This window comes from Siccirubricoccus sp. G192 (assembly GCF_019084075.1).
GTDB lineage: Bacteria > Pseudomonadota > Alphaproteobacteria > Acetobacterales > Acetobacteraceae > G192.
In genome coordinates, this window is record NZ_JAHREN010000001.1 from 1,708,434 (window position 1) to 1,727,219 (window position 18,786).

Sequence of the window (18,786 nt, forward strand, 5' to 3'; positions counted from 1 at the left end):
GTGGGGCGTAAGTGGGGCAAAACCTGTGGCGTTCAGGCGTTCTGGCAGCGCGCTCTGACCAGGTCGGGCAGGTACGGGATGGTGGGCTGGCCGGCGATGCCGAGCCGGGCGCCGAGGTAGTCCCAGAAGCTGAGGCCGAGCTTGGTGCAGGTCTTGGCCAGGCCGAGGAAGGCGTCACGGCAGTCGCGCCCCATGTCGCTTCGGGTGCCGCCGCTGATCTTGCGCCGGGTGACCTGGGCACGGATGTCGTTTTCCGATCCGTTGGTGTGCAGCGGGATTTCGGGGTGGTCCAGCCCCTGCAGCAGTTCCGCCTTGTTGGCGTGCAGGCGCTCGAGCAATCGGTCGAGCACGACGAAGCCGGTGCGGCGCTTGAAGATGCGCTCGAAGCGTACCCGCAACTCGGCCCGGCGGCGCCGGCTGGGCTCTCGTTGGTACGCCTTCAGGTCGGCGTAGAACCACCAGATCAGCTCGCGGATGCGCGCCTGGGAAGTCCGCTGCTGGTCGGTGAAGGTGTCGAGCTTGTGGACGAGACGCTCGGCATGCACCCAGCAGAGCGCGTGCTCGCCGACGGCGAACTGGCCGGCATCGCCGCTGACGATCACCGTCCCCGGCAGCAGGCCATGTGCCTTGATGGCACCCCAGAGCGCGCCTTCGGTGGCCAGGCGCGCCGGCGCGAGGCTGTCCTCCATGCTGCGGATGCCGAGCCGCTCGAGGTGCGCGGCCCAGGTCGCCTGGTTCGCAAAGACGCGCTGCGGATGGCCTTCCAGGCGGGCGATCACCGGCCCGGCCAGGGCGCGCTCGCGCATGTAGGCCAGCGCCTCGGCGTTCACCACGTAGTCGCCGTGCCCGGCCCGCAGCAGCTCCAGGAAGTTCAGCCGGCTCTTGCTGGCCGTGGTGCCGAACCAGGCGAAGTGGGCGTTGCCGATCTGCGTACAGGCGCCGTTCACCGCCCGGTGCCGCGCGCCCGTATCGTCAACCGTGATCCAGGCCGCGCTCGCCAGTCCGGCTCGCAGCACCTCCTGGCTCTCGTCCAGGAACGGCTGCTGACCGGCGATCAGCAGGCGCATGACCTGCCGTTTGGAGATGGCGATCCCAACCGCCCACAGCTGCGCCACCAGCCGCGGCACGGTGGTCTGCCCCTGATGGTACTGGGCGAGCACGTAGCGCCGGAGTTCGGGGCCGAAATGGCCATCCACCCCGCCCGGCAAGCGCGCAACGACCAGCCGCCCCTCCGGCGTCAGCCAGCGCTCGCGCCGGTAGCACACCGCCTCCGTCCGCATGATGAGGTCCTGCACCAGGAAGTCCTGGTAGCCCTGGAACCGCGAGCCGGGCGGCACCGTGGCCCGCAGCACCCGCGCCTCCACCGCCACCCGCGGCACCACCTTGCCGCGGCCACGACGGTCGGGGCGCTCGCGCGGCGGCGTCGGCTCGCTCGCCTGCTCCATCCCGCTCGGCTTGATCGCGGGCCGACCCTTCAGTCCCTTGAGGCGGGCGATCTCCTCGCGCTGCGCCGCCACAATCCGCTCGAGCTCCGCCACCTCGCCGAGCAGGGCGCTGACCAGCGCCTTCAGCTCGGCCGGCGACAGCGTGTCAGGATCGGCAGGCGGGACCATGCTCCCGAGGGAATCAGACCAGCCGACACCTGGGAAGGGCAAACCGCACCCTCGCAACAGGTTTTGCCCCACTTACGGTGGGGCTTCCTAGCCCATTGTTTCCGGCGCGTTTTCCGGGGCGATCGGCTTACCCTTCGCCGGGAAATGCTCTAAGCCGCCGCCTATGGTGCAGGCCACGAGGATCCCCATGCCCAATGCCCCGAAACCCGTGATGCTCGTCGTCCTCGACGGATGGGGCTGGCGCGAGGAGGTGGCGGACAATGCCGTGCGCCAGGCCCGCACGCCGGTCTTCGACGCGCTCTGGGCCGCGGGGCCGCATGCCTTCCTCCGCACCTCCGGCCAGGCGGTCGGCCTGCCGGAGGGGCAGATGGGGAATTCCGAGGTCGGCCACCTCAATCTCGGCGCCGGGCGGGTGGTGATGCAGGACCTGCCGCGCATCGATGCGGCGGTGGCGGATGGCTCCATCGCCCGGCTGCCGGCATTGCAGGAACTGATCGCGAAGCTGCGGGCCTCCGGCGGCACCTGCCATCTGATGGGGCTGCTCTCCCCCGGCGGCGTCCATAGCCACCAGAAGCACGCGGCGGCGCTGGCCCGCATCCTTTCGGAAGCCCGGATTCCGGTGGCGCTGCACCTCTTCACCGATGGTCGCGACACGCCGCCGCGCGCCGCGCCCGGCTATGTCGGCACCCTGATGGCGGATATCGCCGGCCTGCAGGATGTCCGCATCGCCACCGTCACCGGCCGCTACTTCGCAATGGACCGCGACAACCGCTGGGACCGCGTCGCCAAGGCCTATGCGGTGATGGTTTCGGCCGAGGGGGGAGCAGGCGCCGGACGCCATCGCCGCCGTCGAGGCCGCGCATGCGCGCGACATCACCGATGAATTCGTCCCCGCCACCCGCATCGGCGATTACGCGGGGATGCGGGACGGCGACGGCATCCTCTGCTTCAACTTCCGCGCCGACCGGGTGCGGGAGATCCTGGCGGCGCTGCTCGACCCGGGCTTCCAGGGCTTCCCGCGCGGCAGGACCATCCGCTTCGCGGCGGCGGCGGGGATGACGGAATATTCCACGGCGCTGAACGCCTTCCTCAGCACGCTCTTCGCGCCACAGAGCATGGTGGACATCCTCGGCAGCGTGGTGGCCGATGCCGGCCTGACGCAGTTGCGCATGGCGGAGACGGAGAAGTATCCGCATGTCACCTATTTCCTGAACGGCGGCGAGGAGCGGCCCTATCCCGGCGAGGACCGCATCATGGTCCCATCCCCCAAGGTCGCCACCTATGACCTCCAGCCCGAGATGTCGGCGCCCGAACTGGCCGCGAAGGCGGTGGAGGCCATCAAGACGGGGAAGTACGACCTGATCGTGCTGAATTTCGCCAATCCCGACATGGTCGGCCATACCGGCAGCCTGCCCGCCGCCATCCGCGCGGTGGAGACGGTGGATGCCGGGCTTGGCCGCATCCTGGAAGCGGTGCGCGGCCAGGGTGGCGCGCTGCTCGTCACCGCCGACCACGGCAATTGCGAAATGATGCGCGACCCGGTGACCGGTGGCCCGCATACCGCCCATACCACCAACCCGGTGCCGGTGCTGCTGGCCGGCGGGCCCCCTGGTGCCCGGTTGGCGGATGGCAGCCTGGCCGATGTCGCACCGACCCTGCTGGCATTGCTCGGCCTGCCACAGCCGGCGGCGATGACCGGGCATTCGCTGCTGCGGGAGGGGTGAGCGCCGGGCGCCGGATCGGCGCGGGCCTCGCCCTGCTGCTGGCGCTCGGCGCGGCGCCGATCCTCGCCCAGCCGAGCCCCGGCGCCGTGCAGGATGCCCAGCGCGCCGCGCGGGCCGAGCAGGCCGCCTCCGAGGCGGCGGCCCAGGCCGCCCGCGCCGCGGCGGCCGAGGAGCACCGCCTGGCGGAGCGGCGGGTGGAGGCGGCCAGGCGGCTCCAGGCCGCGGAACAGCGCCTCTCCGATGCGGGCGACCAGTTGCGGGCCGCCGAGGCCGCCGCCGCCGCCGCCGGGGCGGCGCTGCGGGAGCGCATGGCGGCGCTCTCGCCCGCCATTCCAGTGATGCTCCGCCTCGCTCTCTGGCCGGCGGAATCCCTGCTGGCGGTGCCCGCCCCGCCGGAGGAGGCGCTGCGTGGCTTGCTGGTCCTGCAGGGCCTCTCGCGCGGACTGGCGGCGGAGGCGGTGGCATTCCGCCGCCTGGCCGGGGAGGCCGAGCGGCGCGCCACCGAATCCACCACCCGGGCGGCCGAATTCGGCCGGGCCGAGGCCGCCGCCCGCACCGCCGCCGCCGCGCTGGAGGTTGAGTTGCAGGCGGCCCGCGAAAACCGGGCCGAGGCGGAGGATGCCGCCACCGAGGCGGCTCGCCGCGCCGCCGCCAGCGCCGCCCGCGCCAAGGACCTCGGCGGCGCCCTGGCCCGGTTGCAGCGGGAGGAGGCACGGCGGGAGGCCGAGGCGGCCCGCGCCGAGGCGGCACGGGCCCGGGCGGAAGCCCGCGCTGCGGCCGAGCGGCCTTCCCCGGAGGCCCGGCCCGAGCCGCGCACCGCCGCCGCCCGGCAGGCCGAGCCGCCGGAGCCCATGGCCCGCGGCGGCCGCGCCGTGCCGGTCGCCGGGCGGGTGGTGCGGGAATACGGCGCGGTAGGGGAGGGCGGGCCGGCCCGCGGCCTGACCTTCCAGGCCCCCGCCGGGGCCCGGGTGGTGAGCCCCTGCGGCGGCCGGGTGGTTTTCGGCGCGCCTTTCCGCAGCTACGGGCTTTTGTTGATTGTGGATTGCGGGGACGGCTACCATTTTGTCCTGGGCGGGCTGGACCGGCTGGATGCCTCGCCCGGCCAGCGAGTATTGGCCGGGGAGCCGGTCGGGCAGCTTGGCGACGGGGCGGAGCCAAGTGGCAAGGCCTCGCTCTATGTGGAGCTTCGGCGCCGCGGCAAGCCGATCGACCCGCGTGGCTGGCTCGCCGCCCGGGGCTGACGGCCCGGCTTTGATACCGGGGCCGGTTCGGATGGGGTGCGCTTAACTCGCCCTTCGGGCCGGCTGGACTATAGGATGCGGGGCTATTGGCAGGGCGCGGCCAGGATGGCGGCGCCGCAAAGGGATCAAGGTGGTTATATGAAGCGCAGGGGTCGGACGGCAGGTGCGGTGGCGGCGGCATTCGTCGCCGGGGTCGTTATCGGACCGGTGGTCGCCATTCCCGTCGTGCAGGCCGTTGCGCAGGAAGGCGGAAGGGCGGAGACCTATCGCCTGCTCAACCTGTTCGGCGATGTCTTCGAAAGGGTCCGCGCCGAATATGTCGAGCCGATCCAGGACCGCGACGCGATCGAGAACGCGATCAACGGCATGCTGACCGGGCTCGACCCGCACAGTTCCTACCTGAACCAGCGCAGCTACCGCGACATGCAGGTGCAGACGCGGGGCGAATTCGGCGGCCTCGGCATCGAGGTGACGCAGGAAGGCGGCTACATCAAGGTCATCTCGCCGATCGACGAGACGCCGGCGGCCCGCGCCGGGGTCAAGGCCGGCGACCTCATCACGCATCTCAACGGCCATTCCGTGCAGGGCCTCTCGCTCCAGGAAGCGGTGGAGCAGATGCGCGGCGAGCGCGGCACCTCCATCAAGATCACCATCCGCCGCGAGGGCGCCGACCGGCCGATCGAGCTCTCCCTGACGCGGGAGGTGATCCGGCCGCAGGTAGTGCGCTTCCGCATGGAGGGCGGCGATATCGGCTATATCCGCCTCACCTCCTTCAACGAGCAGACCGATGCCGGGCTGCGCCGCGCGATGCAGTCGCTGCGCAGCCAGGCCGGCGCCAACCTGAAGGGGCTGGTGCTGGATCTCCGCAACAATCCCGGCGGGCTGCTCGACCAGGCCGTGCAGGTGACCGACGACTTCCTAGACCACGGCGAGATCGTCTCCACCCGCGCTCGCCGGCCCGAGGATGCGCAGCGCTGGAACGCCAAGCCGGGCGATATCGCCCAGGGCCTGCCGGTGGTGGTGCTGATCAATGGCGGCAGCGCCAGCGCCAGCGAGATCGTGGCGGGCGCGCTGCAGGACCACCGCCGGGCCATCGTGCTGGGCGTGAAATCCTTCGGCAAGGGCAGCGTGCAGACCGTCATGCCCATCCCCGGCAATGGCGCCATCCGCCTCACCACGGCGCGCTACTACACGCCCTCCGGCCGCTCCATCCAGGCCACCGGGATCGAGCCGGATATCGAGGTGCTGGCGCAGCGCCAGGAGGCCACCGCCACCATCCCGCGGGAGCGGGAGGCGGATCTGCGCCGCGCCCTGCGGAATGAGAGCGGCGTGCAGCAGCCGGCCGGCGCCGCCATCCCGCCGCTGCAATTGCCGCCCGGCATCGTTGAGCGCGTGACGCGGCTGCCGGCTGAGGGCGCCCCTGCCTTCGATGCGACCAAGCCGGAAACCGACTTCCAGCTGCAGCAGGCGACCCAGTTGCTGCGGAACCTGGCCGCGGCGAATACCCCGGCGCGCCGCGCCGCCGCGCGCTGAGGGCCGCCGACACCGCGCCGGTCATGCGGGAGGAGGGCGCCGAAGCGGGCCCGCCTTTCCGCTGGCGGCTTCCTGTCGTTTCGGGCTGGGCAGGGCTGCTGCTGTTCTGGGCGGTGCTGCTGGCGTTGCTTGGCGGCGGCGCCGGGCTGCTGGCCTGGCTGGGTCCGCCGGAGGCGCCGGTCGCGGCCACTGCGCCGGCCCTCGGGCCAGCCGTCGTGGAAGCGGCGCCAGCCCAGGTGGCGGCCAGCCTCACGGCCCCCGAACCGGCCGCTGCCCCAGCCCTTCCCCTGGCGGCTTCGTCCGCCAAGCCCGCCGCGCCACCGGCGGCACCGGCGCCTCCGCCGCTGCTCGATGCCGCCCTCCGCGTCCCGGCCCCCGCCCAGTCCGGCCGGCCCATCCCCGCCGCCGATCCGGCCCTGCTGGAGCCGGGGCCGCATGGACCGCTGCCGCGCATCGGGCCGGAGGGCCGCACCGCCATCCGCACCTATGGCCGCCCCTTCGACCGGCAGGACCCGCGGCCGAGGCTGGGGCTGATCGTCGGCGGGCTCGGCATGAACGCGGCGCTGACCGAGGAGGCGGTGCGCCGCCTGCCCGGCGGCGTGACGCTCGGCTTCAGCCCCTATTCCCCGCATGTCGCCCTGCTGCTGGACCAGGCGCGGGCCAAGGGGATGGAGATCCTGGTCGGCCTGCCGCTGGAGCCGCCAGGCCACCCGAACCTCAACAATGCTGGCGACCGCGCCCTGCTGACCGGCCTGCCGGCGGCCGAGAACGCGGACCGGCTGGACTGGGTGCTGTCCCGCTTCACTGGCTATGTCGGCGCCATCGGCGCGCTCGGGCCGATGCGGGGCGAGCGCTTCGCGGCGCTGCCGGAGAGCATCGGCGCGGTGCAGGAGGCGCTGTACCGGCGCGGGTTGCTCTATGTGGACCCGCGCCCGGCGGAGGGCCGGGCCGCAGCGGTGCGCGGAGCGGAGCGCGCCTGGGGCCGCGCCGTGGACATCGTGGTGGATGAGCCGGCGACCCGCAGCGAGATCGAGCGGAAGCTGGCGGCGCTGGAACGCCTGGCGCGGGAGCGCGGGACGGCCGGCGCGCTCGGCTATGCCGGGGAGGCCTCGCCGGTGCTGGTGGACCGTATCGCCGCCTGGGCCGGCGGGGTGGAAGGGCGCGGCCTGGTGCTGGCGCCGGTTTCCGCCATGATCCGGCGCCCCGAGGCCGCTGTCGGGACCACCGCCGGGGCCGGCACCGAGGCCGCGGCGCAGCCTGCCCGCTCCACCCGCACCCCCTGAAGGCGCATCCATGGACCTGCCCTATCGCGACAATGTCGGCGCGGTGCTGTTCAACCGCGCCGGCCTGGTGCTGGTGGCCCGCCGGGCCGACCTGCCGAATGCCGAGGGTGCGGCCGGCGGCTGGCAATTGCCGCAGGGCGGGCTGGACCCGGGCGAGGATCCCCGGCTCGCGCTGTTCCGCGAGTTGGAGGAGGAGATCGGCACCGCCCGGGCCGAGATCCTGGCCGAACACCCGGAATGGCTCCGCTACGACCTGCCGCCGGGGCTGATCGGCCGGGCGCTGGGCGGGCGCTATCGCGGCCAGCGGCAGCGCTGGTTCGCGCTGCGCTTCACCGGCGAGGATGCCGATATCCGCCTCGACCTCGACCCGCATCCGGGAATTCGAAGCCTGGCGCTGGGCGGCGCTGGCCGAGTTGCCGGGGCTGGCGGTGGATTTCAAGCGGCCGATCTACGAGGTGCTGGCCCGCGATTTCGCCCGCTTCACGGCGCCGGCCGGATAGGGGAAGCAAGGACGCGGTCGCTGCCGGGGCGGCACCCCGGCAGCGGATGGGCCTTCAACCCGGGGCCGCGGTCAGAAGATCGAAATCTCGCTCTCCGCCGCGGCGTGCAGGCCACCGTGCAGCATTGCCATTGTTGATGGAGAGCCAGAATCCTGCCCCGGATGGGCTGCCCAGTCCGTGGCCGCCTCGGCATGCAGCGCGGCGCTGACACTGTCGGCGGCATCGGCCTCCCGGATCGGGACGAAATCGAGGCCATCGCCGTGGCCCCGACCATGGTTGCCCTGGTCCAGCGCGATCTCGATGGCGGCGACTTCCACCTGTTTCGTCTGGCCGGGCGGATCGCCGTGGTCCTGGCTGTTGCCGGGTCCGTTGACGGCGACTTCCACCTGTTTTGCTTGGCCGGGCGGGTCGCCATGGTCCTGGCTGTTGCCGGGTCCGTTGACGGCGACTTCCACCAGCTTCGTCTGGCCGGGCGGATCGCCGTGGTCCTGGCTGTTGCCGGGTCCGTTGACGGCGACTTCCACCTGTTTCGCCTGGCTTGGCGGATCGCCGTGGTCCTGGCTTTGGCCGGGTCTGGTGACGGCGACCTCCACCTGTTTCGCCTGACCGGGCGGATCGCCGTGGTCCTGGCTTTGGCCGGGTCTGGTGACGGCGACCTCCACCTGTTTCGCCTGGCCTGGCGGGTCGCCGTGGTCCTGGCTTTGGCCGGGCCCGTTGACGGCGATTTCCACCTGTTTCGTCTGGCCGGGCGGAACGCCGTGGTCCTGGCTTTGCCCGGGCCCGTTGACGGCGACCTCCACCAGCTTCGCTTGGCCTGGCGGATCGCCGTGGTTCTGGCTTTGCCCGGGCCCGTTGACAGCGACTTCCACCTGTTTCGCCTGACCGGGCGGATCGCCGTGGTCCTGGCTGTTGCCGGGTCCGTTGACGGCGACTTCCACCTGTTTCGTCTGGCCTGGCGGATCGCCGTGGTCCTCGCTTTGGCCCGGTCCGTTGGCGGCGGCGATCGCTTCCAGCTTCCCCTGGTCCGGGGTTGTGCTCCCCATCCGGTCCTGATTCTGATCAGACCTGGGTTCGAGGCTGGCGAGCTTTTCCGTCGGGGTCTGGTTCCCGTCGTCCTCCCCCTGGTTCTGGCCCCGGCCAGAATCGGCAGCGGCGAGGTTGCCTGGCCCTGGTCCCGCCTGGTTCGCCTCGGCTGCGTTCGAAGCCCGGCTGGCAGGCGGTGCCGTGGTAGGGATGGCCTCGGCTTCGGCGGAGGCGGCATCGGCAGGCAGGTGCCTGACCGGGATGAAGAGCTCGGCCTCGCCCGGCGCTGGTTCGGCCCTGTGGATCGTCGTCGCCTCGGCAGCCTGGCCGCTGCGGGAATCCGCGCTCGCCATGACCTGGCTCGGCGAGAGTTGCTCGCGCTCATCCACGGCGCGGACGAAGGCTGTGGGGATGATCGTGGTGCCCGGCATGAACTTCCGGATTTCCGGAACACTGTCGCCGGTATCCGGGATCGGGTCGTCCAGGCCGGTTGCCGCGGCGGCATGCGCCTGCCCGGGGTCGGCCGGCGTCTCGGCCCGGGCGGGCCGGATGCCATGGTCCTGCCCGCCAGGCAGCGGATCCTCCGCCACATCGCCATAGGGCCGGTGATAGCCGAGCAGCGTCGCCAGGGCGGCCGCATAGATGCCGGCCGCGGCCTTCTCGGTATTGGTCACGACACCGCGCAACCGCTGCCGGGCCAGCGCGCGGGTCCAGCGCGCATGGCTTTCGGCCTCCTCCGCCGGGCTGATGGTGGCACGGATGGGCGCCGATGGCGCGGCGTGCGCCCTCTCCTCAAAGAAGGGCGCATCGGCCCCCGCGCTTGCTTTTTTCCAAAAACCGAACCGGCCCAGGCGGCTGGATGCCATGGCGCGTCCTTCCCTTCCAATTGCCGGCCCCACCCACAGGCAAGGCCGGATGTCACCAGGTCCTGGCCGCCGGGGGCGAGCAGGCAGCCGGACCCGCGCCGGGCCCTGCCTGCCTACGCCTCGCGGCGGCTCGGGCCATAACGAAGCGGCGCGGGAATAGTATACGACGCCTTGACCCGGTCTCCGGCGTCAGCGCGAAAATGGCGACCCGATCGCGGGTTGGTGATGGAGCCTCCGCCGGCCCGTGGAGCCTCGCCTTTGCATCTGCGGCTGTTGCTCCGCCCTGCCCTGGCACCGCATTCTCTCCGTCCTGGGGAGGGGGAGTCGCGGATGTTCAACTGGACCCTGCGGGCGCCGCAGGATGGGGTGGTCATCGGCCCGGAGGAACGCCTGCCCTGGCCGCAGACCTGCATCCTCGGCCTGCAGCACGTGGTGGCCATGTTCGGCTCCACGGTGCTGGCGCCGGTGCTGATGGGCTTCGACCCCAACCTCGCCATTCTCATGAGCGGCATCGGCACGCTGATCTTCTTCACCGTGACCGGCGGCAAGGTGCCGAGCTATCTCGGCTCCTCCTTCGCCTTCATCGCGGTGGTGATCGCCGCCACCGGCTATGCGGGCGGTGGTGGGCCGAACCCGAACCTCGGGCTGGCGCTGGGCGGCATCATCGCCTGCGGTGCCTGCCTGGCGCTGATCGGGCTACTGGTCATGGCCGGCGGCACCGGCTGGATCGAGCGGCTGATGCCGCCCGTCGTCACCGGCGCGGTGGTGGCGGTCATCGGCCTGAACCTGGCGGCCATTCCGGTGAAGACCATGGCGCCGACCGGCTTCGATGCCTGGATGCAGGCGCTGACCATCCTCTGCGTCGCGCTAATCGCGGTGCGGGCGCGCGGACTGCTGCAAAGGCTGCTGATCCTGGCCGGGCTGCTGCTGGCGAGCCTGCTCTACGCGCTGCTGACCAATGGGCTCGGCATGGGCCGGCCGCTCGACCTTTCCGCGGTGGCGGCGGCGCCCTGGTTCGGCCTGCCGCGCCTGGCGGCGCCGGTCTTCGAGACCCGCGCCATGCTGCTGATCGTGCCGGTGGCGATCGTGCTGGTGGCGGAGAATCTCGGGCATCTGAAGGCGGTGGGCGCCATGACCGGGCGCAGCATGGACCCGCATATGGGCCGCGCCTTCCTCGGCGACGGCTTGGCCACCATGGTGGCCGGCGCGGCGGGCGGCACCGGCGTAACCACCTATGCCGAGAATATCGGGGTGATGGCGGCGACCCGCATCTATTCCACGGCGCTTTTCGTGGTGGCGGCGCTGGTGGCCGTGGGCCTGGGCTTCTCGCCGAAATTCGGGGCGCTGATCGGGGCCATCCCGCTGCCGGTGATGGGCGGCGTCAGCATCGTGGTCTTCGGGCTGATCGCCGTGGCAGGGGCGCGGATCTGGGTGGAGAACCGGGTGGATTTCGCCGAGCCGCGCAACCTGATGGTGGCGGCCGTCACGCTGATCCTGGGCACCGGGGATTTCACGCTGCGCTTCGGGGAGTTCGCGCTGGGCGGGATCGGCACGGCGACCTTCGGCGCGATCCTGCTGCATGCGCTGCTGGGCGGGCGGCGTTGAACCTGAAGCTGCTACCCCTTATTGCGCCGGGATCGTGATGACCGGGGTCGGCTGGCGGCTGCTGCTCTCCGCCAGCACCTGCAGGACATAGGCGAAGGCGAAGGCCGCCTTGGAGCGGTAGTCGCCGGCCTCGATCCAGAACCAGCGGTCGCGATAGGGGATGGCGGCATAGGCATCCGACGGCGCGCGCGGCCCCTGGTGCACGCGGACCAGGCGGTCCCGCGGATCCGCCGCCGCCGCATCGGTGGCGGGGGTTTCGCCGCGCCGGACATCCGCCGCCGGCACCTCGATCTGCGAACCGAGCTCGTGGAGGATCTGCAGCACCGAGCGCGTCAGCACCGCGACCTGGCCAGGACCGCCGGGGTTGCGCCCATAGACGACCTCGACCTCGCGCGCCGCCGGCCCGATGCCGAGCAGCCGCCGGGCCTCGCGCACCGCCGCCCCGCTGCGCGGGTCGCCGCCATCGAGCAGCAGATAGACCCGGCCGGCGGCCGGATGGCGCTCGAAGCGCAGGCTCACCGCGCTGGTGGCCTGGATGGCACGCAGCGCGCGCATCAGCTCCTGGAAGCCGCCGGAAGCCTGCTGCGACGCGCCACCGCTTGTCGCGCCATTCGGCAACCCGTTCACCGACTGGACCCCGAGCCGGAACAGCAGGTCGATCGGCGCGCCGCTCTGCGCCAGCGAGAGCAGTTCCACCGGGGCGAGCGGCCGCAGGTAGGATTGCGCGAATTGCTCCCCCGTCACCGGCGTGAAGGTGAAGGTGGGGCGGCTGGTATATTGCACCGTGCCGGACAGGGTGGCGAAATTGCCCGGGGCGGCATTCGGATAGGCGTTGAGCCCGGCCTGCGCCGTGCCTTGCACGGTATAGCCGGAGATGAGCTGGCTGACCGAGAGGAAGGTCGGCACATCCGCATAGCGCAGGCGCACCATGTTCAGCAGCATCTGCCGCTTCAGCCCTTCGCCCAGGGTGGCGGCATAGCCCATCTGGTCCACCTCCAACTGCTGCGGCCCGACCCCGGCGCAGCCGGCAAGCAGCAGCAGCGCGGCGCGCGCGAGACGGGCAGCGGCGCCAAGCATCATGCCGACCCTGGTCCTGAAGGCAGGCTGCAACAGAGGAGCGGAGCGCCCCGGCCGGGCCGGGGCGGTGGGGTTTGCTGGCGTCATTCACGTCCCTGCAATGCGGCAGCGGACCGGCGGGCCACTGCCAGGCCGCCGGCGGGACGACCGATTTCAGGACAGGCCGATAGCCCAAGGCCCTGCTTCCATCCATACCGGCCTTCAGCGCTGGCGGCCATCCGCCAAATGGCCGCGCAAGCCCTGTTGCGGCGGCCCGCCCGGGATGGCGCGCGGCAGCTTCGCCGCGCCGGGCGCCTGTTTGCATCTTGCGGACCGGTTCACGCCCTCCGGCTGCGCCTGCGGACGGCCGGGCCACTTGTATCCTGCGGACCGATTCACGCCCTCCGGCTTCGCCTGCGGACGACCGGGCCACTCAGCCCCGTGGGCAGACCGCCCGCACCGCCTCGACAAGCTGGGAGGGCAGGAAGGGCTTGGCCACCAGGCGTTCCCAATCCTCCAGCGGCCTGCCGCGGTCGATGACCCATTCGGGATTGCCGGTCACATAGACAACGCCGATGCGCGGCAGGCGCCGCCGCATCTCGGCCGCGAGGTCGAGACCATTGAGTTCCCGCGGCCCGAGGTTGAGGTCCGTCACCAGCACCGCCTCCTCGGTCAGGCGGCGTGCGGCGATGCCGAAGGCGCATTCGGCGTTCCAGGTCTCGGCGACCGCCATTCCCTCATCCAGGAGGCAATCGCAGATCAGGAGGCGGACGAGGGCCTCATCTTCCACGACCAGGACATCCGCTTCGGACCCGTTATCTGCAAGGACCATGATCGCGCCTATCGCTGCATGCTATTGCATGAGCTTGTTACGCTTCGTCGCAACCCTGGGATGCAGAAGTGAATCGCACAATGTCGTGGTCTGCTACCGTTGGTTGCATTAGCCCGCGCGTGCTCCGGTAGCCTGCAGGATCGGCTCCCACTTCTCCGCTTCGGCGCGGAGGAAGCGGGCCGCCTCGGCAGGGTCACCCTCCAGCGGCTCCAGCCCGGCCTCGGCATAGCGCTGCTGCACCGTGGGTTCGGCCAGGGCGGCGCTGGCGGCGCGGGAGAGCCGCTCCAGGATGGCGGGCGGGGTGCCGGCGGGCGCCTGCAAGGACTGCCAGGAGGAGGCCGCGTAGCCCGCGACCCCCGCCTCCGCCAGGGTCGGCAGGTCCGGCAACAGGCGGGAGCGCGTGGGGGTGGTGACCGCCAGCGCCCGTACCCTGCCATCCCGCGCGAGCGGCGCCAGCAGGGTCTGGCTGTCGATCATCAGGTCGGCGCGGCCGGCCACCAGATCCGTCACCGCCTGGGGCGTGCCGCGATAGGTGACGGTGGTGAATTCCACCCCGGCCAGCCGCTTCAGCAATTCGCCCGCGAGGTGCGAGGCGGCGCCGATGCCGGTCGTGGCGAAATTCGCCTCGCCCTTGCGCGCCCGCAGCCAGGCGAGCAGCCCCGGCACATCCCGCGCCGGCACCGAGGGATGCACCGCCACCACGAAGGGCTGGTTGCCGAGCAGGGCGATGGGCGCGAAATCCGCCAGCGGATCGAAGCCGAGATCGGGATAGAGCGCCGCCATCACCGCATGCGCGGCGCCCGAAAGCAGCAGCGTGTAACCATCCGGTGCCGCCCGGGCCACTGCGCGGGCGCCGATGGTGGCGCCGGCGCCGGGCAGGTTCTCCACCACCACGGGCTGGCCGAGCTGGCGCGTCATCGGCTCGGCCAGGATGCGGGCGACGACATCGATGATGCCGCCGGCGGCGAAGGGCACTACCACCCGCACCGGGCGCGCGGGGTAGCCCTGCGCCCGCGCCAGGCTGGGGGCGGCGAGAGGCGCGAGCAGCAGCGTCCGGCGATGCATGGCAGGGGCTCCTTCGGTGACGGCCCCGCCATGCTACCGGGTTTCGGCTCCGCTATTCGATGCGGATATTCGCGTTGCGGATCAGCGCCGCGTAGCGCTCGGCATCGCGCCGGAGCAGGGCGGCGGCGTCGGCGCTGGTGCCGCCGCCGGGCAGGAAGCCGGCATCGCGGATGCGCGGGCGCATGGTCGGGTCCGCCAGCGCCTTGTTCACCGCCCCCGCCAGCCGCTCGCTGAGCGCTGCCGGCAGGTTCGGCGGGCCCATCAGCATGTACCAGACATTGGCGTTGAAGTCCGGGGCGCTGAAGCCCTCGAAGCGGGATTCGGCGATGGTCGGCACCTCGGGCAGCCATTCCACGCGCTGCGGCATGGTGGTGGCCAGCACCCGCACGCGCCCGGCGCGGATATGCGGCAGGTAGGTGGGGAAGGTGTCGATGGCGAGGTCGATCCGCCCGGCCAGGATCTCGTTCACCGCCTGGCCGGTGCCGCGGAAGGGCACATGCGTCATCTGGATGCCGGCCCGGCTCGCCAGCAGTTCGGCCGCCAGGTGCTGCTGCGTGGCGACGCCGGAGGAGGAGTAGTTGAGCTTGCCCGGATTGGCCCGCGCATACTCGATCAGCCCCTTCAGGTCCTGCGCCGGCGAGTTCAGCGGCACCACCGCCACCAGCGGGACGGTGGCCGCCAGCACGATCGGCGTCTGGTCGCGGTAGATGTCGAAGGGCGGCGGGTGCATCTGCGGCGGCACCACGGCGGAGGCGCTGACCGTGGTCATGAACAGCGTATAGCCGTCCGGCTGGGCGCGGGTGCCGGCCAGCGCCGCGATGGTGCCGCTGGCGCCCGGCCGGTTCTCCACCGCGATCGGCTGGCCAAGCTCCTGTTGCAGCGCGGGTTGCAGCAGGCGGGAGATGATGTCGGTGCCGCCGCCGGGGGCGAAGCCGACCAGCATGGTGATGGGGCGGGTCGGATAGGCGGCCTGGGCGCGGGCCAGGCGCGGCGCGGCGAGCAGCGCGGCGCCGGCAAGCAGGGGGCGGCGGGTGAGCATGCGTTTCTCCGGTGGTGCGGTCTTGGTCTTCAGGTGCCGGTCCAGACAGGCGGGCGGCGGGTGAGGAAGCTCTCCACGCCTTCCCGGAAGTCGCGGCTGGTGAAGCACATCGCCACCAGGTCGTCACCTGGCACCTGGCGGGCGGCGAGGCGGAGCCGGCGCATCGCCTCCTTGGTGGCGCGCATGGTGAGCGGCGCATTGGCGGCGATGCCGCGCGCCAGTTCCTCGGCGCGGGCCTGGAGCGCGGCGTGGTCCGGCAGCACCTCGGAGAGCAGGCCGATGGCCTTGGCCTCCTCGGCGCCGATCAGCCGGGCGGTATAGATCAGGTCGATGACCCGGGCCGGGCCGATCAGCGCCGCCAGACGCCCGTAATTCGCCATGGAGAGGCAATTGCCGAGGGTCTTGGCGATGGGGAAGCCGATGCGGGCATTGGCGGCGCCGATCCGCATGTCGCAGACCGCGGCAATGGCGGCGCCGCCGCCGGTGGCCGCCCCGGCGATGGCGGCGATGGTGGGCTTCGGGCAGTCCTCGATGGCGGTCAGGACGCGGTCGATCCGTTCCTCATAGGCCAGTGCATCCTCGGCGGTGCGGAAGCTGGTGAACTGGCCGATATCGGTGCCGGCGGCGAAAGCCTTCTCGCCGCTGCCGGTGACGACCAGGGCGCGCACCGCGGGGTCGCCCGCGATCTCGCCGCAGATGCCGGCCAGGCGCTCATACATCGGGAAGGTGAGGGCATTGCGCGCCTGCGGCCGGTTCAGGGTGACGAAGCCGATGCCGTCGCGCAGCTCGTAGAGCAGGTCTTCCATCGGGCGCCCTCCTGGCCTGTGATTCGGGCCAGTCTAGACCAGGCTTGCGGGGGGGCGACAAAGCGGCCTGGTTGCCGCCGCAGCACGAAGCGGTCCCGTGTTCCAGCCGGGCAAAGCCTGGTCTAGCATTGCCGGCAAGCCCCTGGGCTCCGGGCCCGGGAGCGCGGAGGCCCATGCCATGACCATCGCCGATTCCTATGCGATCCCCGGCACGCCGCGGCGCTGGGACGTGCCGCAGGATTATGTCACCTGCTTCAACTGGGAATTCGCCCCCGAGCGCACCCGCCTGCTCGGCCTCTATGAGCGCGGCAAGACGATGCAGTGGAACGCCACGGACCGCATCGACTGGAGCCAGGAGCTGGACCCCGAGAACCCGCAGCAATTGCCGCCGGAGATGCTGCCGATCAACGCCGCGCCCTTCTTCCAGCGGATGGCGCCGCGCGAGCAGAGCGAGATCCGCCGGCACCACCAGGCATGGGGGATCAGCCAGTTCCTGCATGGCGAGCAGGGGGCGCTGATCTGCGCCGCCAAGATCGTGCAGCAGGTGCCCGACATGGACGCCAAATTCTACGCCGCGACCCAGGTGATGGACGAGGCCCGGCACGTCGAGGTCTACAAGAAGCTGCTGGAGAAATTCGGCACCGCCTATCCCATGACCAGGCCCCTGCAGACCCTGCTGGACCAGGTGCTGCAGGACCGGCGCTGGGACATGACCTATCTCGGCATGCAGGTGGTGATCGAGGGGCTGGCGCTGGCCGCCTTCGCCCGCATCCGCGACCACGCGCAGAACCCGCTGGCCGCGGCGGTGAATGCCTATGTCATGGAGGACGAGGCGCGGCACGTGGCCTTCGGCCGGCTGTCGCTGCGCGATTACTATCCGCAGCTCACCCAGCATGAGCGGGACGAGCGCGAGGAATTCCTGGTCGAGGCCTGCTACCACATGCGCGACCGTTTCGACGCGCTGGGATTGTGGGAGAGCCTCGGCCTGCCGGTGGAGGAATGCCTCCGCTACTTGCAGGAAAGCGGCGTGCAGGCCGCCTTCCGCAGCCGGCTCTTCACCCGCATCGTGCCGACGGTGAGGGATATCGGCCTCTGGGGCGAGAAGATCCGCCGCGGCTACGAGCAGATGGGCGTGCTGGACTACGCCAAGGTGGATATCGAGGCGCAGGGCGCGGAGGACGAGCGGGTGGCGCGGGAGCATGATGCCCGCCGCGCCCATGTGGAGGAGGTGATCCGCGCCGCGGAATAGGGGGGCGAACCCACCCCTTGACCTGCCGCCGCCGGGCCAGCACACCGGCGCTGGCGCGGAACGGAAGGACCAGACCCATGCGGATCGTCGCGGTCAAGGATGCGGTGGTGCCGATCGCCTCCGCCATCGCCAATGCCTATATCGACTTCTCGAAAATGACGGCGAGCGTCGTGGCCGTGACGGTGGAGAGCGGCGATGGCCGCCGCGCCACCGGCTATGGCTTCAACAGCAATGGCCGCTACGCCCAGCCCGGCCTGCTGCGCGAACGCTTCATCCCCCGCCTGCTGGAGGCGCGCGGCGCGGCGCTGGAACACCCGGATGGCGGGCTGGAGCCGGCCGGCGCCTGGGCGGCGATGATGCGGAACGAGAAGCCCGGCGGGCATGGCGACCGCAGCGTGGCGGTCGGCGTGCTCGACATGGCGCTCTGGGACGCGGCGGCGAAGCTGGCCGGGCTGCCGCTCTGGCGGCTGCTGGCCGACCGCTTCCGCGGCGGCCCAGAGGGCGTCGAACTGGATGAGACCGCCTGGATCTACGCCGCCGGCGGCTACTACTACCCCGGCAAGGGGCTGGAGGAGCTGGTGGCCGAGATGCAGCGCTACCTCGACCTCGGCTATTCCGTGGTGAAGATGAAGATCGGCGGCGCCCCCGGCACGCCGATCAAGGAGGCGCTGAAGCTCGATATCGCGCGGATCGAGGCGGTGCTGAAGCTGCTGGGTGGCGACGGGTCGCGCCTCTGCGTCGATGTGAACGGCCGCTTCGGGCTGCATGCGGCGCTGGCCTATGGCGCGGCGCTGGAGCCCTACCGCCTGCGCTGGTACGAGGAGCCGCTGGACCCGCTGGACTACGCCACCCATGCGACGCTGGCCGAGCATTATGCGCCGCCCATCGCCACCGGCGAGAATCTCTTCTCCATGCAGGATGCGCGGAACCTGATCCGGCATGGCGGGCTGCGCCCGGACCGCGACATCCTGCAATTCGACCCGGCGCTCTCCTATGGGCTGGTGGAGTATCTGCGGACGCTTGCCATGTTGCAGGCCCATGGCTGGAGCCCGCGCCGCTGCGTGCCGCATGGTGGCCACCAATTCGCGCTGAACATCGCAGTGGGGCTGGGGCTCGGCGGCAATGAGAGCTACCCGGAGGTATTCGCGCCCTTCGGCGGCTTCGCGGATTCCACCCCGGTGCAGGACAGCCGCATCCGCATGCCGGACCTGCCCGGCATCGGCTTCGAGGCCAAGGCCGACCTTTGGGACGTGCTGCGGGATCTCGCCGCGTAAAACGACGTGCGGGTGGTCTTCGCCGATGGGCGGGCGGAGGAACGGCGGCAGGTGGATACCTGCTCGATCACCGACAT

At 71.6% G+C, this 18,786-nt stretch carries 13 protein-coding genes and 2 pseudogenes; 8 read left to right on the plus strand and 7 right to left on the minus strand.

Features of this window, described 5'->3' with window-relative positions; genetic code table 11:
- Positions 1-32 precede the first annotated feature (32 nt).
- On the minus strand, positions 33-1,613 hold the full coding sequence (locus KSF81_RS08115) for a transposase (RefSeq protein ID WP_217377341.1): 1,581 nt from the start codon (positions 1,611-1,613) through the stop codon (positions 33-35).
- A gap of 187 nt (positions 1,614-1,800) precedes the next feature.
- Here KSF81_RS08115 and gpmI point away from each other — a divergent pair.
- From gpmI to KSF81_RS08140, 5 genes and pseudogenes are all read left to right on the plus strand, one after another.
- Positions 1,801-3,337: pseudogene (gpmI, locus tag KSF81_RS08120) on the plus strand (2,3-bisphosphoglycerate-independent phosphoglycerate mutase).
- Positions 3,334-4,578 (plus strand): peptidoglycan DD-metalloendopeptidase family protein, encoded by a 1,245-nt coding sequence (locus KSF81_RS31330; protein WP_217378543.1) that lies wholly within the window; start codon positions 3,334-3,336, stop codon positions 4,576-4,578. The pseudogene gpmI and the gene KSF81_RS31330 overlap by 4 nt, the downstream one beginning before the upstream one ends.
- A gap of 138 nt (positions 4,579-4,716) precedes the next feature.
- A complete protein-coding gene (locus KSF81_RS08130; RefSeq protein ID WP_217378544.1) occupies positions 4,717-6,111 on the plus strand; it encodes a S41 family peptidase in 1,395 nt (464 codons plus the stop codon).
- Between the two features lie 23 nt (positions 6,112-6,134).
- Positions 6,135-7,394, plus strand: a complete 1,260-nt coding sequence (locus tag KSF81_RS08135; RefSeq protein ID WP_217378545.1) for a divergent polysaccharide deacetylase family protein — start codon at positions 6,135-6,137, stop codon at positions 7,392-7,394.
- Positions 7,395-7,404: 10 nt separating this feature from the next.
- Positions 7,405-7,894 (plus strand): annotated as a pseudogene (locus KSF81_RS08140) (RNA pyrophosphohydrolase).
- A gap of 71 nt (positions 7,895-7,965) precedes the next feature.
- Here the strand turns inward: KSF81_RS08140 and KSF81_RS08145 are convergent.
- Complete coding sequence (locus tag KSF81_RS08145; RefSeq protein WP_217378546.1) at positions 7,966-9,348, minus strand: hypothetical protein; 1,383 nt, start codon at positions 9,346-9,348, stop codon at positions 7,966-7,968.
- 765 nt (positions 9,349-10,113) lie between these two features.
- Here KSF81_RS08145 and KSF81_RS08150 point away from each other — a divergent pair.
- A complete protein-coding gene (locus KSF81_RS08150) occupies positions 10,114-11,388 on the plus strand; it encodes a solute carrier family 23 protein (protein ID WP_217378547.1) in 1,275 nt (424 codons plus the stop codon).
- Positions 11,389-11,406: 18 nt separating this feature from the next.
- Here KSF81_RS08150 and KSF81_RS08155 read toward each other — a convergent pair whose 3' ends face one another.
- The 5 genes from KSF81_RS08155 to KSF81_RS08175 form a co-directional block, all read right to left on the minus strand.
- Entirely contained in the window at positions 11,407-12,468 is a 1,062-nt protein-coding gene (locus KSF81_RS08155) for a hypothetical protein (protein ID WP_217378548.1), read from the minus strand.
- A gap of 409 nt (positions 12,469-12,877) precedes the next feature.
- A complete protein-coding gene (locus KSF81_RS08160; protein ID WP_217378549.1) occupies positions 12,878-13,234 on the minus strand; it encodes a response regulator in 357 nt (118 codons plus the stop codon).
- Positions 13,235-13,384: 150 nt separating this feature from the next.
- Positions 13,385-14,341 (minus strand): tripartite tricarboxylate transporter substrate binding protein, encoded by a 957-nt coding sequence (locus KSF81_RS08165; RefSeq protein ID WP_217378550.1) that lies wholly within the window; start codon positions 14,339-14,341, stop codon positions 13,385-13,387.
- Between the two features lie 52 nt (positions 14,342-14,393).
- On the minus strand, positions 14,394-15,380 hold the full coding sequence (locus tag KSF81_RS08170; RefSeq protein ID WP_217378551.1) for a tripartite tricarboxylate transporter substrate binding protein: 987 nt from the start codon (positions 15,378-15,380) through the stop codon (positions 14,394-14,396).
- A 29-nt stretch (positions 15,381-15,409) separates the two neighbouring features.
- Positions 15,410-16,186, minus strand: a complete 777-nt coding sequence (locus KSF81_RS08175; protein ID WP_217378552.1) for an enoyl-CoA hydratase/isomerase family protein — start codon at positions 16,184-16,186, stop codon at positions 15,410-15,412.
- Positions 16,187-16,364: 178 nt separating this feature from the next.
- Between KSF81_RS08175 and KSF81_RS08180 the strand changes: the two genes are divergently transcribed.
- Both KSF81_RS08180 and KSF81_RS08185 read left to right on the plus strand, forming a co-directional pair.
- Complete coding sequence (locus KSF81_RS08180; protein WP_217378553.1) at positions 16,365-17,435, plus strand: ferritin-like domain-containing protein; 1,071 nt, start codon at positions 16,365-16,367, stop codon at positions 17,433-17,435.
- Positions 17,436-17,512: 77 nt separating this feature from the next.
- On the plus strand, positions 17,513-18,709 hold the full coding sequence (locus KSF81_RS08185; RefSeq protein ID WP_217378554.1) for an enolase C-terminal domain-like protein: 1,197 nt from the start codon (positions 17,513-17,515) through the stop codon (positions 18,707-18,709).
- Positions 18,710-18,786 lie beyond the last annotated feature (77 nt).